A 14,401-nucleotide genomic window follows, 5' to 3' on the forward strand; every position below is an offset into this window, starting at 1 on the left:
GACCTCTCCCCGGTTGAATATCGAGAAGCGATCGCCGCTTAGGTGATTCCTCTTTTTTTACTGTCTACTTGACGGGGATATGACCACGGGACGAAGGGGCGGTCCCTTTTTTCATTTCGCATGCCGCGCATGACGGTATTCCAATGGCATCGCAAACCCGGTAAAATAGGAACGTATGTTTTGCTGAATCAAAAAACAGGGAGAGGTCGTTCATGTTTCTGCCACAAGACACTACATCCATGGTCCTGCTGTTGATCGCAGTCGGCTTGATCGTCTTCTCCGCCCGCGCCTTGTTCAAAAAAGCGAAAAAGGCGCTGCGAAAACGGTATTTCGCCGGCCTGATCAGCGGAAAGGCGCTGCTGATCGGGACGCTCTTGCTCGGGGGCGGAGATGACGTGCAGACACTGCTGCGTCTCACTCCGTCTCCCTTCCAGCAATTCATGCTCGCTTCCGATTTTGACCTGGATTACAGGGATAACCGCATTCTCTTTTCCAAGGACAAGGCGGTCTCGGGGTATGTTCAATTCGAGGAGCAGCGCGCGACCGTGTTTCTGTCGGCCGAAATCGGCTACCCCCAAAGCGTGCAGACCGTCTATGAGGCCGTGAATGCGTTCGCCCCGTCCGCCCAAGCGGTCTCGTCCATCCAGGAGCTGATCAGGCAAAAAGTGAACCGCCGGATTCTTCTCCCGAACGGGTACGTGGAAGTAAAGGGAAGCAAAGTGGAAGTGCGGCTGGAGCGCCCCCTTGCGACACACCTCTGATTCAGGCCGCAGGGCGGCCGAAAACAATGCTACATGGCGGTCATAAACGCGTCCGGGTCCAGCCCTTCTCCTTCGATGACAATGGCGACCAAGCCGCTGTCGCTGCCCGACTCGTGCCCTTCTCCCGCCGTCCAGAAGGCTGCCTGGCCGGCGCGGATGGGCGTGCGGCTCTCCTCTTCGCCGCGCACCCAGCCCTCGCCCTGGACGACGAGAAAGAGCTGGTGGACGACGGCCGGATGATAACCGAGCACACCGCCCGGCCCCAGATGGATACAGCCGATCGACACCGCTCCCGGCGTACGCAATATCCGGGAAATCGCGGCATGGACCGACCCGTAACGATCAATCGTCCGTCCGACGCCTTGATCAAATCGAAACAGTTTCATCGCATGCCCTCCTTTGGCTTCCCGGCATCCAGGATGCCCGTTTTTTTCGGCTGCGCCCAGAGCCGCCACGCCTGCGGCTTTCTGACGCAGCGCTATACCTTGAACCGGCCCATCAGCTTCTCCAGTTCCTCCGCCAGACCGGCCAGCGAAGCGGCCGAAGCGTGAATCTCCTCCATGGACGCCAACTGCTCCTCGGTCGCCGCCGACACGTCCAGGGTCCGGGCGGCGGTCGTTTCGGTGACGCCGGCGATTTCCCGCATCGCCTGCGCCACCTTCTCCGTACTGGCGGTCAGCGAACGGGAAGCCGCCGAAACCTCCTGGATTTGTCCCGTCACGTCAAGAACAGCCGCGCGTATGCGGGCGAACGCTTCTCCCGCTTCCGACACGCCGGCCATGCCGGCCGCGACTTCTTCCGTTCCCCGCTGCATGGAGACAACCGCCTCTTCGATCTCGCTTTGGATCATCCCGACGAGCTGCGTGATTTGTCCGGCCGATGCGGACGCCTGTTCCGCCAGTTTCCTCACCTCATCGGCCACAACCGCAAACCCTCGTCCGTGTTCTCCTGCCCGCGCCGCTTCGATCGCCGCATTCAGGGCCAACAGGTTGGTTTGGCCGGCGATGTCCGTGATCGCGTCGACGATCTGACCGATCTGCCGGGAGCGCTCTCCCAGCCCTCGCACCAGGCGGGACAAATGGTCGATGGTTTCGCTCATCCCGTTCATGCGGGCAACAGCCTCCTGGATGGTGCGGTTGCCGTTGGTGGCCAGTTCAGACGTATCGACGGCCGCTGCCGTCACACGCTCCGCGCGGCTGGAAATCTGTCTGATGCCGGCAGCCATCTCCTGCACCTCGCGAGAGCCTTCTTCCACGCCCTGCACCTGCTTGTCCGTTCCCAGTACCACTCCCTGAACCGTCTCGGCGATTTGCTTCGCGGCCTGGCTGGTTTGTTCGGAGCTGGCGTTCAACTCTTCCGCCGAAGCCGCCACCTGTTCGGCGTGGCTGCGCACCTGGAGGATGATCTCCCGCAGATTGCGCAGCATCCGGTTAAACGACTGCCCCAGCATGCCGATCTCGTCCCTGGACGCAACGGTCAGCTCGCGGGTAAGATCGCCCTCTCCCTCCGCGATGGCCCTCAACTGAGCGTTTACCCGGTTGAGCGGGATCACGATGGAGCGGACCAGGTACCCGCCGATCAGCACGGCAAGCAGCACGGCCGTCATCGCCACGAACAGCCGTACCGACTCCGCCGTCCGCGCCTGCCGGGCAAGCAGGACCTCATCCTGCTCTTTCTCCTGCTGCACCAGCGTCACCAGTTCTTCGACGACGCGGTCCAGTTCCTTGCGCGCCTGCCGTTCCTCGCCAAAGTGAAGCCGAACCGCCTCCTCCCGCTGTCCGGAGCGGATCGCTTCCATCATCTTGTCGCTTTCCCGCTGGTACGTCCGGAACAGCGCTTCCATGCGGTCCAACAGCCGACGCAGCTCTTCGCGGCTGCCCGCCATCTCCTTTGCCTGCGCGAAAAGCGCGTCCAGCTTCTGCGCCCTTTCCCGCATCTCCTCCGCAAATGTATTGTCCTGGCTCAACAGGTAGCCGCGTTCGTCGTTGTTTCGTCCGGTCAGGACGAACTGGATCTCCCGCAGATGCGTCAACAGTTCCGCGTCGCCCAGCATTTTGGCGTAGGCCGCCTTGATGCGCCCCTCCTGAACATAGCTGTACGATTCCGAGCCGATCATGATCGCCAGCAGCAATCCAAAAGCCAGCACAAATTTTGTCCTGATTCTCACAACGTCACCCCATGTTGAATCATGTCGAATCATTTCACCACGTCTATTTCCCGCGATTCCGTTCCCGCAAACCTGTGACGGACAAAAACCCCCGTACCGTCACGCACGGGGGAAGGCTGCGAGGGATGGCTTCGCTCCCCGCATGACTGCGCCGATCAGCCATGCGGGCAGACCTGGATCAGGACATAACCTGTGCCGCGCAGATGGCAGGCTCTCCATGTTTCTACCGCATCCCCATCCTGGCCAGCAGCTCATCTTCTGCCGCGTAGTCAAACATGCCCGGCGGCACGTCGGCCGGGGGATGGACCGATTCCCAGGCGACGGTCCGGCGTATCGCTTCCGCCGGCCGTCCAGCATGCGTTTGAGATAGGGGTACAGCCGATGCCGATAATCGCCCGGTCCGTACACCATCGGCAGGCGCAGCATCGTTCCAGGCAGATGCGGATGGCCCGTGACGACCCGTTCGACGAGAATTTTCTCGTAATCGGGAAGGTCTTCGCGGATGCCGCGATAAGGGTACAGCCTGGTTCGAAGCGGCGAATCCTCGCGAATCGGCCCTTCTTCCACCGGGCCGTCCTCCAGCCCGTTGACCCGTCCAAACGCCCGGTACACGTCACAACTGCTGACGGCCACCAGCCGGCCGGCGATGCCGTCAAAGACCGTCATGACCGCCTGCGCTTCCGCTTCCGTGTACGGAAACAGGTCGATCACCACATCGGGGGCAAAGGACCGAAACGATTCGCGGTAGTCAGCCAGCCGCCTCCTGTCGCCCCGGATGATCCGGACCCCCTGCGGCAGGGAAATGTCCGGCCGGGACTGGCCGCGGTTAAACAGTGCCGTCTCGTGTCCCGCCGCGACCAACTGCCGCACCACATGCGGACCGATAAACCGCGTTCCGCCCAACACCAGCACGTTCATTCCGGTTCCCCCTCCGTTACAGCCGTTCGATGACCTTGTCGATCAGGCCGTACGCCTTGGCCTCTTCGGCAGACAGGAAAAAGTCGCGGTCGGCGTCGCGCTCGATTTTTTCCAGCGGCTGTCCGGTGCGTTCGGCGATGATGCGGTACAGCATGCGGCGGTGCTGCAAAATGCGCTCCGCCTGGATCTTGATGTCGCTCGCCTGCCCCTGGCTGCCGCCCCACGGCTGGTGAATCATCACCTCCGCGTTGGGCAGGGCGTAGCGTTTGCCCGGGGCTCCGGCCACCAGCAGCAGAGCGCCCATGGAAGCGGCCAGACCGATGCAGATGGTGGAAACGTCCGGCTTGATGAACTGCATCGTGTCGAAGATGGCCATCCCGGCCGTGATCGAACCGCCCGGAGAGTTGATGTAGAGGTGGATGTCCTTGTCCGGGTCCTCCGCGGCGAGAAACAGCATCTGGGCGACGACGGCGTTCGCCACTTGATCGTCAATGGCGCTGCCGAGAAAAATGATCCGGTCCTTCAAAAGACGGGAGTAAATGTCATACGATCTCTCTCCGTAACTCGTCTGTTCCACGACAACCGGTACGAGATTCATCAGAATGCCTCCTTTACGGACTTGAATGGATGGCAATGGGCTGCGGCGACAGACGGCAGATGCGTTTTCCCCAGGCGGACCGGGCAAGCCTCCGCTATGCCGCCAAACGCATGTGGACGGCTTGCGGCGCGGCTGCTTTTTCCCCGCCGAAGCCGGATGAGACGACGGTCACGGTGGCCGGCCGTTCTTCCGGTCCCACCGTCCATCGGGTGACCGTGGCCTCCCGGGTCCTGCCTGCCTCCCCCGCTTTGTACGCGGGCAGGGAAACGACACTGCCGTTCCGTCCGGCGCCCGTTTCCCACACGACGACAGATTGCGGTTTTTCCTGCGGTCTCATGCTTCTTCTCCTCCTTGCGAAAGGTGCGGGTAGACGGCCAGCACCACCTGGTAGCTGTCGTCCCCGTCCGCTGACTGGTACTTCTCCACCAGCCGGTTGACCAGTTCCACGTATTCGCGGACAAAGGCGCTCCGCTGTTCCGGGCTGGCCAGCCGGATACTGGTGTCCAGCGTGGCGCTGGGAATCTCTTCATCCCGGTCGGACCGCTCCATCAAGAGCAGCGCGTCCCGCTTGATCCGCTCCGCCATGGTGACCAGGTGCGACAAGGAGCCCTGGTCCTTGATGCGCTGAACCGTTTCCTTCGGCCAGTTCAGCGTCTCCGACAGGACGTACGTCCGCGCGATCGCCTGGTACAGCACTTCGACCAGATTGCGGACATGGCGGGTGCCGACCCGGCGCACCAGGCCCACTTTTTCCAGCGCCTTGAGATGGTAGTTGACCCGCTGCGGGATTTCGTTGATGCCGCGGGCCACCTCGGCGGCGGAGGCAGGCTCGGCAAGCCGGCTCAGGATTTCCGCGCGAAGCGGGTTGAGCAGGGCGATCGCCTGCTCCGGCGTCTCGACCACGTATGTTTCCAACACTTCCTGTTCCACATTGAACACCTCAGAAAAGGATTCCTTCACGTAAAAACATTTTATTACGTCAGCGCCCCCAATGTCAAATGGTGGAATTGCCCCCAAACAAAAAACGCCCGTTGTCGGGCGCTGCAGCGCGCGGCATCAGCCGTTTCGAAACACGGAACACATCGGCCGCTGAACAAAAAAACCCCCGGCACGGACTGGCGCTGTGCCGGGGGTCTCCCTGCCTGTTGATCCATGCTGTGCAGGCTTTCGCCGCATCAGATCAGGCAGATGTTTTCCTCCACTTATTGGTCGCCCGCTTGGACGGTCGGGAATCCGAAGCCGGAAGCGATATCATCGCCTCCCGCAGCGCTGATGCCTCCCAGGATGTCATTCGCTTTCGCGCGGTTTTGCAGCTCGGTACGGACATCGTTATTGCTCCATGTCGGATGCGATGCCCAGATTTTGGCTGCCAACCCGGAGATATGCGGAGTCGCCATGGACGTGCCGCTGATGGAATTGTACCCGCCGTTGTTCCACGTCGATTCGACCGCCCGTCCTGGCGCGGATACTTCCACGTCCCGCTCCTGAATCACGTAATCGCCGGCCGTTGCCGGGTTCCCCCGGGAGGAGAAGTCAGCCACGCGGTACGTTCCGTTTTGCTGAACATTTTCCAGAGCGGCGACCGCTACTGCGTCCTTCAACGCTCCCGGATAGCCGATCGTATTGGCCGAAGGGCCGGAATTGCCGGCAGCCGCTACCACGAGCGCTCCTCGCTGTTGGGCATAGGTCACGGCATTGGAAATCAACGAATCCTTGACGGAGGAGCCGAGCGACATGGAAATCACCACTTTTACCCCGTTGCTGGCGCCCTGATCAGCGGCGTAGCGGATCGCGTAGGCGATGTCATCCGCATACCCGCTGCCTCCGTCGCTCAGCACTTTATACGACCACAGCTTGGCTTCCGGAGCGACGCCCCAAATCCCGCTGCCGCCTCCTCCGTTGGCGAGGATGGTGCCGGCTACGTGGGTCCCATGTCCGTTGCCGTCCGCGCAACCGCTCACGACAGGCGAACTCGTGGTGAAGTTGTAGCACTGCTCCACATTGGCGGACAGATCAGGATGCGCGGTATAGGTGCCGGTATCCAGGACGGCTACGCGAATCCCCTTGCCGCCGCTGGTGGATTGGATCGACGGATTCCGATAAATCGCTTCGATCCCCCAAGGCGTTCGATCGGAAGGAGTCGCCAATGCCTCGATGCGCCCCTCCTCCTCCTCGAACTCGGCAATCGACAGCGTGTTGACCAGCGTGACTTTCAAGGACTTGTCCGCCGTCAACTGCTTCAGCTCTTCTTCCGTCACTTCGGTGGTAAAGCCCAGGTCGTCAAAGTCGTGCCGCTCTCCAAGCTGCTGCTTCAGGCTGGCTTTCAGCGACTTGACGCTCTTCTCCGGCTGAATCAGCACCCGAAGCTTGTCCGAACTTGTGCTCTTGCTCTCATCAACAGCCCCCGCACCTCCAGAAAACACGGACAGTACCAATGCTGCTGACAGCACCATGCCTCCCAACAACTTCTTCCTGCGCCCCTTCATGCCAATACCTCCTTTAAATGGATAAATTTGGTTTACTGCTGACTCAATTATAAACAATTCTAAAATTTATATCAATTAGTAATTTTAGATATTTTTTCTTTTTCTTCCAAAAAGTTCTGTCCCCTCCGAAAAACCGTCAGCCAAAACAAAACACTCCCCTCTTCAGGGGAGTGTTTTGTCAAAACCGTATCGCTTCGCCGTCTTCCGGCACCAGCACCCGGCCGTCCAGCTTTCGCTCCCGCAGGTGCGCGCGCAGTTCGGCGCGGCTCAGCAGACAGTGGTTCCACGCTTCCATATGGGCGACGACGATCCGGGCGGACGGGCAGGCGGCGGCCAGGCGAACGACGTCCTCGGCGGTCATGGTGATGGGATCGCCGGTTACAAATTGGGCGGCTCCGGCAAATACTACCGCCACTTCCGGCCGATGGACGGCGGCGGCCCGCTCCACCTCTTCGCACCAGATCGTGTCGCCGGCCAGGTAGAGGCACGGTTCCCCCTCCGCCCGCAGCACAAACCCGGAGACAGGCCCCATCTTCGCACCGATGTCCCCGGTGCCGTGCCGGCCGCCCGTCCGCACGAGGCGCATCCCTTCCCAGACGCTCTCATCCGCCACCGGCGTGACATTCGAAAATCCGCATGCCGCCAGCCGATCCCGATCCTGCGGCTGGCAAAAAACCGGGATCTCCTTGGGCAGCGCCTCGGCGGCCGCTTGGTCAAAATGATCGCGATGGGTGTGTGTCACCAGGACGGCATCGATCCCGGCAATCACGCGCTCCGCCGTCACGGGCAGATCCACGAGCGGATTGGGCCGCTGGTTGGGCGTGTCGGGAGTGGCCGGGAGTTCGCCCGCCCGGCTCAGCATCGGATCGACAAGCAGCGTCCGGTTGGCGTATGTCACGCGCAGCGTGGCGTGTCGGACAAGCTGGATTTCCATACAGGTTCGCTCCTTTGCCTTTATAATGGATACAGGTGAGTCCATTATAATCGGGTAATCGTTGACGCTGTGAAAGGATTCATCCTTCTGCTCTTTCAGGTTGAAAGGAGTCTGCCTCATGCTGGATCAAACCGACCTGCGCATCCTCGCCCTGCTGCGCGAAAACGCCCGCTTGTCGTGGAAAGAAATCGGCGAACAGGTGCATCTGACCGGCCAGGCCGTGGGCAATCGCATTCGGCGGATGGAGGACATGGGCGTCATTCGCGGATATACGGCCGTTGTCGATCCCGCCAAACTGGGCCCCTCCCTCACCGCAATCGTCACGATCCTGATGAAAACGACGGATCACGGACGGTTCGAACGCTTCGTCAGCAGGCGCCCCGAGATCGTCGAAGCCCATCGCGTCAGCGGGGAAGGCTGTTATTCGCTGCTCGTCCGCGTCCCCGATCAGACGGCCCTCAACGCGCTGTTGGACGCCATCCTGGCGTACGGCAACTACCGGCTGAGCCTGTCGATCGGCCGGCTGAAATAGGCACGTCCATCCCAACAGCCGATCATTTCTGAACCGACCGATCATCCCCATGGCGATGGCGACATCGATCGCGTGCGGCCTGAGCCTTTACTCCAGCTTGGTACCGGGAACGCTCTCCACAAAATATTACCGGTTGCCCTCTTCCGCCCAACGGGTTTACAATGAGGGATACCAAGAACCCAGGTTCTTGCAGACGTCAAGAAAGGGGGGAAATCGCCGATGGAAGACGCGCTTTTGCTGCTTTCGCTGGATGATTTCTTCGCCTTGCTTGCCCTGTTTGCGGGATGCTTCCCGTCCGTCCTGTACATACGGCGTTTGCAGGGCCCGCAGACCGTGACCATTGGCTGGCGCCAAGACGACAGCTACGAACCTTCCATTAATCCTTGCTTGGTCGAGACGTATCCGATGGCGGCAAGGCAGCCGCAGCGCATCCGGCTGCATCGGCGCGTACAGCGCGAAGACGGCGACTCGGATGCTTCCGCACTCCGCTTTTCGCTCTGATCAGAAGAATCAGAATGGAAAAAGGAGCGTGACGGGGCATGATCGCCAAGTACATCGGAGAAGCTCTGTTGGTTTGCTTCAGTCTGCCGCTGTTTGCCTATCAGACCGCGGAGAGCCTCCACGCGCTGGCGGACGCGTTTGCGCAGATGTCCGAGTACCTGCCGTGGAAGTGACAAGTGCAACGTGCATGACAAAACCCTGGCCGAACGGTAATCGGCCAGGGTTTTTCTTGCTGTCGCGGTAAACGGGTGCAGGTCTTCCGTGCGCTGGCGGCACGCGTGATCGATGCCGGCCGGTTCCCATGTTCCGCACGCAGTCAATCCGCCTGCACGCGGTCTCCTCGCGACGTCGGCTGGGAGATGACGAGAAATTCCGTCTCCGCCCCGCTTTCATTTTTCATCTGGTGCGGCACGCCCGGCGGCACTTCCATGCCTTCGTGGGGATGCAGCTCCCACGAGACGCCGTCCACTTCCAGCACTGCTGTCCCGGACAGCACAAAGAAAAACTGCCGCGACCGCTCGTGGTAATGACGGACTTCCGCCGTTCCCGCCGGCATCCGTTCGTGGATGACGCTCAGGTCGCTCCCCTTGACCAGATGCCAGCCGTCACAGCGCTCCCCCCAGACGTAGTGCTCCGCGCTCTCCTTGGAGATTTTCCCCAGCGGCATGCCGTCCGACCGCCCGAGACGGGGGGTCGCCTTCGGACGGGACTGGGGCTGAAATCCTTTGAACCGCGTGCCCTGATACGTGAGGATGCCGTCTTCGTTTTGGGCAATCAGCCCGTACTCCGGCCCGTTTACGCGAAACTCCAGCCGTTCCCCGCTGTCCAGTTCAAACGCCACGTAATACGAAGTATGAACGCTTGAATCCCCGGCGCCTCCCCACGTATTCGTCCGCTTCCCCAACACCCTGGCCGGAACGCTGCGGATCGGCGCGGTGTTGTTGGACATCCACGTGCCCACGCCTCTGACCAGAGCCGTCCCCATTACCACAATGATCACCCCAAAGATCAAGCCGGGCGCCAGCGTAAACCACCAGGGTTCTCCCAGCATGCCGGGATAACTCGCATCGAAAAACACGCTCTTCCCTCCTGTCCATCACGCTACCCTGTTATACGCCGGGGGGAAGCAAATGTTTCGATCATTCCCGCGATTCAGAAGGGAATCCGCCTGTTCTCCATGCAGTCATACCCGTTTCGGACGGCCCACTCGATGCCCCCGTCCCAGAAGCTTTCGCAGGCGCACAGGATCGCGTCGGGCTTCGATAAATCCCCGGCCATCACCAACCGTGTAAAGGTTGGATATATTGTTAATTTTCGATTTTTTCTTACGTCAAAGCGCATTTCTTTACGTAGCAATTCCTTATCCACAAAGTTCTATACTGCGTCGATGGCTCCTCAACGGCTCATGCGTCCCAGCTTTACAATCGTCTCCCAGTGTGCTTGCAAACGAACGGAGCACGATGTAAACTATATATTCATAATTTTTTCACTCCTGCAAGAGAGCCACACTTTAATAACTTTTTCCGGTATTAATCCCTATTTTTTCTTATACTATAAATATTGGTTAACCCAGTGATAAAAGGGGGGGTACTTATGCGGAGATTTATATCAATGTTGATTTTTTTGCTACTAGTTGTTGGATGTTCTGACAAAAATGATCAGGAGCTCATTTGGTTTGATACCCCAGATGATGCAATTCAATATGGTGTTCAACAAGAAGGTATAACCGTAAGTGACATTTTGGCGAGGGAAGAAAGAGACGGTGAATCGCTGATCATCTACAAAATTAAATTATCCGAAGGAACTGGGCTTGGGGTTGCAAGTCTCGCTAGAGAAAATGGGAAATACGCTTGGTATAGGGCCGATCAACCTGTGTTAGTTCAGTATTCCAGTACAGAAAATACACCTGTTATTAAAATTGTTATAAGTACGTTCACGAAGAAAAGTTTTACCATCTACCTCGGATCAACAAAGGATCCAAACAAAACAATTAATACGGATAAAGGAACAGTTTCACCAACCATCAACAAGAATGAAGGTCTTTTGTACTATATCGAATGATCTATTTACTAATTTTGGAATAAATAGCATTTTATATATGTTGGTATAATCCAAATGTCTAGATAGGGGAGTTCCGTTTGAAAAAGGTAATTAAGAAACTTATGTCACTAGGCCTGTGCCTCACTCTAGGATTGGTCGCGTTATCTGGCTCTGCAACCGCAGCTGACTCCAACAATAGGTTCGTTACTCTTAACAAGAAAGATGCTTTTGTTGACCCATCTAGTGGACTGCTTATTATTCCGTTCAAGAAGGAAAAAGATAAACTTGTTCCTGTATCGAAACGTGAGTATCTCGATAGCACCCAAAAGCCGATCGTAACAAAAGACCAAGGTAGTAACACCCATGGGAAATCTCAATTAGATATCATTAGTCCAACAGCTGATTATCGTGAATATTGGCTCTATACCGAAACATTGACGTCCACTGAGTACGGTACGATCCAACAGGTATCTTCAGGGATTACGTGTACGACACCAACTTGTAGCATTTCCAAAGCAGTGACAGCAACAGTAAGTGCATCCTTCAGTACATCGGCAACTATTGAGCAAGACGCAATAGCAGCTGGAGCCTCTTTTACATGGCAATATCAACTTACAGACCAAAGCACATATCAGTTTAACTTGAACCAAGGTGACTCAGGATACATTGGCTTCAAACCTCGATTTAATCGCTCTTCTGGTGTTTTGAAGAAGTATTCTAACTGGGATGGATACCTTGGAATTAGTAAGAATGCCTGGGGACTGTCACCGAAAAAGACGAGTAACGGTGAGGCTGATGGCTACTATGTCTTCGTCTACACCGATTATTAAAGAGAATCGTTCTATGAAATAGCTTTCGCTCTGGACTTTACCCCTGTCAAGTAGACAATGTTAAAATGCCTTAAGATCTTCATGCGGCGATCGCTTTCCCGTATTCGACCGGGGAGCGGTCGCCAAGTCGCTTCTAACCGTTTGATGTTGTAGAACGTAATGTATTTGTCAATCGCTTGATTGACTTCTTCAATTGTTTTATATATCAGCGATGTACAATATCTTAATTTTTAAATGCGAGAAGAACGATTGGATGCAATCATTGTCCAGGCAGTTGCCTTTGCGAGAGTGGTTGCCTACCATTCCGAGTTGTTCCAATCACTTGTTTTACGGTTTCGACATTTACAGAATCCTTGGTTGGAGTGGATCAAAATTCCGATCGTTGATTTTCCGAGTGTTGTGGTTACCAGGGCAAAGTCATTTCGGGGAGATACGTGAAAGGCGATATTCTCATGGTTGATTGGTCTTGGATCACTGACAAATAAAGAAAACGGGAGAGACGTGAAGTCGGTAACCTATTTCTTGTTTGGTGCTTCGCGCTGGACCGCTCACATTACTGCGTAAATGTACGTCAGGTCGTATTGTGGGAAACGATTTCGCCAATGTTGCCATATTGATTCCAATTCCACTTGGTTACCGCGTAGAATGCCGAAGAAACACCTGGTCATTTTTTGAGCATTGCGTATCGTAGTTGTTTCTCAGATTAGACTGTGTTTCCTCCTTACTTGTTCTTTTGTTCTATTTGGTTTGCTGTGCACGAGGGGACGGGCCGTCCGTTTCCCGTGCCGCTGAGCCGTAGATGCCGATCGCCTTGATGTTCTCTCCGTGGACGGACAGCGCCCGTTCGGCGATCTCGTGCGCCAGGCGCGCCCGCTCTTCTCTCGTCATTGGCATTGGTCCATTCATGGGGGTTCACTCCTTTTGTTCGGTACGAAGCGTTTCTGGAAAGCCGCACACGAACAGACAGGAGGGCCGCGGGATCAACGGGGGATGTTCTTCCCCTGCGGAACAGGCTGCCCGTCCGGCTGCCGAGTCAGAACAGGCCGCAGTCATTCTTTATTGACTTTTCAGGAAAAATCGGTTACGATGGATATGCGTAAACGTGAATATGTAGGATGAATGGAGGAGCCTGTCACCATAGGTTTCCTATTGCCTTTTTTAAGAAGGTAGGGGAAACCGAGGGGCAGGCTCCTTTTTCATTCTCATCCTTCACATCAGATCAAAGGGGGAGTGGTCCATGATTGTCTTTCAACTCGCGCTGATTCTGCTCGCTTCCAAGATTGCGGGGGACATCAGCGTCCGCTTGGGGCAGCCCTCCGTACTGGGCAAGCTGCTGATCGGCATCGTGCTCGGCCCTACGGTGCTGGGGTTGGTAACCGATACGGAAATCCTCAAGGAAATCAGCCAGATTGGCGTCATTCTGCTGATGTTCATCGCGGGACTGGAAACCGATCTCGACGAGTTCAAGCGGTCGGGAAAAGCCTCCACGTTCGTCGGCGTGGCCGGCATCCTGGCGCCGTTGACGCTGGGGTATCTGGCGGGCACCGCCATCGGCATGTCTCCGATGGAAGCAGTCTTTCTCGGCCTGCTGCTTTCCGCCACCAGCGTCAGCATTTCCGTGCAGGCGCTCAAAGAGCTGGGCAGGCTGAAGTCAAAAGAAGGGGCAACCATCCTAGGCGCGGCGGTCATCGACGACGTGCTGGTCATCCTCGCCCTGGCTTTTGTGATGAGCTTTGCCGGCGGTGATGTCAATCTCGGCATGGTGATCGTGAAAAAAGCGGTGTTCTTCGCCGTCGCCCTGCTGCTCTCCTGGAAAGTGGTGCCCTGGGTGCTGAAGCGGTTTGCTCCGCTGCAGGTGACCGAGTCCGTCGTATCCGCCGGACTGATCATCTGTTTCACGTTCGCCTACCTGGCCGACTATGCGGGAGTAGCCGCCATCATCGGCTCCTATATAGCCGGAGTGGCCATCAGCCTGACCCCGTACAAGCACGAGGTGTGTGAAAAGGTGGAAACGCTCAGCTATTCCGTGTTTGTGCCGGTGTTCTTCACCTCCATCGGGGTCACGGCGTCGTTTGCGGGCATTGGCGAACATCTCGGCCTGATTGTGGGCCTCAGCATCCTGGCGATCCTGACCAAACTGGTCGGCGGCGCGCTCGGTGCGAAGCTGTCCGGTTTTACCTGGGGCAGCTCCCTGGGCATCGGCGCGGCGATGGTGTCCCGCGGGGAAGTGGCGCTGATCATCGCCTCCATCGGACTGGATACCCGGCTGCTGACCGAGGACATGTTTGCCGCCGTCGTCGTCGTCGTTCTGGTGACGACACTGGTGACGCCGCCGCTGATGAAGCTGTTTTTCGCCCAACAAAAGAAAGAGGCGGAACGCCCCGTGTTGAAACAGGAAGCGTAATCCGCCGCCGGCTGCCGGGACAGCGGTCCCGGCCGTTTTTTTTTTGACAGTCGATGACGTGGTTCGTTCTACTTCGTTTCCCGGTGCAGCGTCCGCCGCTTCAGCCGCGGCGAATACTTCATCAGTTCCAGCCGCTCCGGGGTGTTTTTCTTGTTTTTCGTCGTGATGTAGTTGCGATCTCCCGTCTCCGTGCACTGCAGCGTCACCGTTACGCGCATTGGTTTTTCCTC

At 57.4% G+C, this 14,401-nt stretch carries 19 protein-coding genes and 2 pseudogenes; 7 read left to right on the plus strand and 14 right to left on the minus strand.

The annotated features are described in order from the left end of the window. Nucleotides 1-212: 212 nt before the first annotated feature. Nucleotides 213-761, plus strand: a complete 549-nt coding sequence (locus FOI68_RS18010) for a hypothetical protein (RefSeq protein ID WP_044900012.1) — start codon at nt 213-215, stop codon at nt 759-761. Nucleotides 762-790: 29 nt separating this feature from the next. On the opposite strand, the gene FOI68_RS18015 is transcribed toward FOI68_RS18010, so the two are convergent. The 8 genes from FOI68_RS18015 to FOI68_RS18050 form a co-directional block, all read right to left on the minus strand. Continuing rightward, nucleotides 791-1,147 (minus strand): cupin domain-containing protein, encoded by a 357-nt coding sequence (locus FOI68_RS18015; protein WP_065068286.1) that lies wholly within the window; start codon nt 1,145-1,147, stop codon nt 791-793. A gap of 92 nt (nt 1,148-1,239) precedes the next feature. Further along, the gene (locus FOI68_RS18020) at nt 1,240-2,928 is read right to left on the minus strand and encodes a methyl-accepting chemotaxis protein (protein ID WP_185973978.1); all 1,689 of its coding nucleotides are present in this window, start codon (nt 2,926-2,928) and stop codon (nt 1,240-1,242) included. Nucleotides 2,929-3,027: 99 nt separating this feature from the next. Then, on the minus strand, nt 3,028-3,846 hold the full coding sequence (locus FOI68_RS18025) for an NAD-dependent epimerase/dehydratase family protein (protein ID WP_143863945.1): 819 nt from the start codon (nt 3,844-3,846) through the stop codon (nt 3,028-3,030). A 16-nt stretch (nt 3,847-3,862) separates the two neighbouring features. Continuing rightward, nucleotides 3,863-4,444: an ATP-dependent Clp endopeptidase proteolytic subunit ClpP gene (clpP, locus tag FOI68_RS18030; RefSeq protein WP_029100938.1), complete on the minus strand. Its 582-nt coding sequence runs from the start codon at nt 4,442-4,444 to the stop codon at nt 3,863-3,865. Nucleotides 4,445-4,538: 94 nt separating this feature from the next. Further along, a complete protein-coding gene (locus FOI68_RS18035) occupies nt 4,539-4,781 on the minus strand; it encodes a hypothetical protein (protein ID WP_029100937.1) in 243 nt (80 codons plus the stop codon). Beyond that, nucleotides 4,778-5,374, minus strand: coding sequence for a winged helix-turn-helix domain-containing protein (locus FOI68_RS18040; RefSeq protein WP_143863946.1), 597 nt, complete (start codon nt 5,372-5,374; stop codon nt 4,778-4,780). The genes FOI68_RS18035 and FOI68_RS18040 overlap by 4 nt, the downstream gene beginning before the upstream one ends. 272 nt (nt 5,375-5,646) lie before the next feature. After that, nucleotides 5,647-6,930 (minus strand): S8 family peptidase, encoded by a 1,284-nt coding sequence (locus tag FOI68_RS18045; RefSeq protein ID WP_143863947.1) that lies wholly within the window; start codon nt 6,928-6,930, stop codon nt 5,647-5,649. Between the two features lie 178 nt (nt 6,931-7,108). Further along, nucleotides 7,109-7,864: an MBL fold metallo-hydrolase gene (locus tag FOI68_RS18050; protein ID WP_143863948.1), complete on the minus strand. Its 756-nt coding sequence runs from the start codon at nt 7,862-7,864 to the stop codon at nt 7,109-7,111. 118 nt (nt 7,865-7,982) lie between these two features. On the opposite strand from FOI68_RS18050, the gene FOI68_RS18055 reads away from it, so the two are divergent. The 3 genes from FOI68_RS18055 to FOI68_RS24065 all read left to right on the plus strand — a co-directional run bounded on the left by FOI68_RS18055 (nt 7,983) and on the right by FOI68_RS24065 (nt 9,070). Next, nucleotides 7,983-8,396 carry an Lrp/AsnC family transcriptional regulator gene (locus tag FOI68_RS18055; protein WP_029100933.1) on the plus strand — a complete coding sequence of 138 codons (414 nt, stop codon included), beginning with the start codon at nt 7,983-7,985 and terminating at the stop codon, nt 8,394-8,396. 219 nt (nt 8,397-8,615) lie between these two features. Next, on the plus strand, nt 8,616-8,897 hold the full coding sequence (locus FOI68_RS18060) for a hypothetical protein (protein WP_044900020.1): 282 nt from the start codon (nt 8,616-8,618) through the stop codon (nt 8,895-8,897). 38 nt (nt 8,898-8,935) lie between these two features. Then, nucleotides 8,936-9,070 (plus strand): hypothetical protein, encoded by a 135-nt coding sequence (locus FOI68_RS24065; RefSeq protein WP_255309806.1) that lies wholly within the window; start codon nt 8,936-8,938, stop codon nt 9,068-9,070. A 143-nt stretch (nt 9,071-9,213) separates the two neighbouring features. Here the strand turns inward: FOI68_RS24065 and FOI68_RS24070 are convergent, their stop codons facing one another. From FOI68_RS24070 to FOI68_RS24275, 3 genes and pseudogenes are all read right to left on the minus strand, one after another. Then, a complete protein-coding gene (locus tag FOI68_RS24070; protein WP_176703384.1) occupies nt 9,214-9,564 on the minus strand; it encodes a cupin domain-containing protein in 351 nt (116 codons plus the stop codon). A 60-nt stretch (nt 9,565-9,624) separates the two neighbouring features. Continuing rightward, nucleotides 9,625-9,948: pseudogene (locus FOI68_RS24075) on the minus strand (DUF2500 domain-containing protein); the annotation flags it as partial. A gap of 101 nt (nt 9,949-10,049) precedes the next feature. Continuing rightward, a complete protein-coding gene (locus FOI68_RS24275) occupies nt 10,050-10,238 on the minus strand; it encodes a kanamycin nucleotidyltransferase C-terminal domain-containing protein (protein ID WP_370512149.1) in 189 nt (62 codons plus the stop codon). A gap of 270 nt (nt 10,239-10,508) precedes the next feature. Between FOI68_RS24275 and FOI68_RS18075 the strand changes: the two genes are divergently transcribed. After that, nucleotides 10,509-10,958 carry a hypothetical protein gene (locus FOI68_RS18075; protein WP_143863951.1) on the plus strand — a complete coding sequence of 150 codons (450 nt, stop codon included), beginning with the start codon at nt 10,509-10,511 and terminating at the stop codon, nt 10,956-10,958. 77 nt (nt 10,959-11,035) lie between these two features. Then, nucleotides 11,036-11,767: a DUF6060 domain-containing protein gene (locus FOI68_RS18080; protein WP_052660370.1), complete on the plus strand. Its 732-nt coding sequence runs from the start codon at nt 11,036-11,038 to the stop codon at nt 11,765-11,767. A gap of 11 nt (nt 11,768-11,778) precedes the next feature. On the opposite strand, the gene FOI68_RS24280 is transcribed toward FOI68_RS18080, so the two are convergent. Both FOI68_RS24280 and FOI68_RS23600 read right to left on the minus strand, forming a co-directional pair. Beyond that, the gene (locus tag FOI68_RS24280; RefSeq protein ID WP_143863980.1) at nt 11,779-11,976 is read right to left on the minus strand and encodes an IS3 family transposase; all 198 of its coding nucleotides are present in this window, start codon (nt 11,974-11,976) and stop codon (nt 11,779-11,781) included. A gap of 556 nt (nt 11,977-12,532) precedes the next feature. After that, nucleotides 12,533-12,673: pseudogene (locus FOI68_RS23600) on the minus strand (ANT(4')-I family aminoglycoside nucleotidyltransferase); the annotation flags it as partial. Between the two features lie 331 nt (nt 12,674-13,004). On the opposite strand from FOI68_RS23600, the gene FOI68_RS18090 reads away from it, so the two are divergent. Beyond that, entirely contained in the window at nt 13,005-14,171 is a 1,167-nt protein-coding gene (locus tag FOI68_RS18090) for a cation:proton antiporter (RefSeq protein WP_143863952.1), read from the plus strand. A 68-nt stretch (nt 14,172-14,239) separates the two neighbouring features. Here FOI68_RS18090 and rpmG read toward each other — a convergent pair whose 3' ends face one another. Next, nucleotides 14,240-14,389: a 50S ribosomal protein L33 gene (gene rpmG, locus FOI68_RS18095; protein WP_029100928.1), complete on the minus strand. Its 150-nt coding sequence runs from the start codon at nt 14,387-14,389 to the stop codon at nt 14,240-14,242. Nucleotides 14,390-14,401: the final 12 nt, after the last annotated feature.

The sequence above is a fragment of the Brevibacillus sp. LEMMJ03 genome (assembly GCF_007197875.1).
Lineage (GTDB): Bacteria > Bacillota > Bacilli > Brevibacillales > Brevibacillaceae > Brevibacillus > Brevibacillus thermoruber.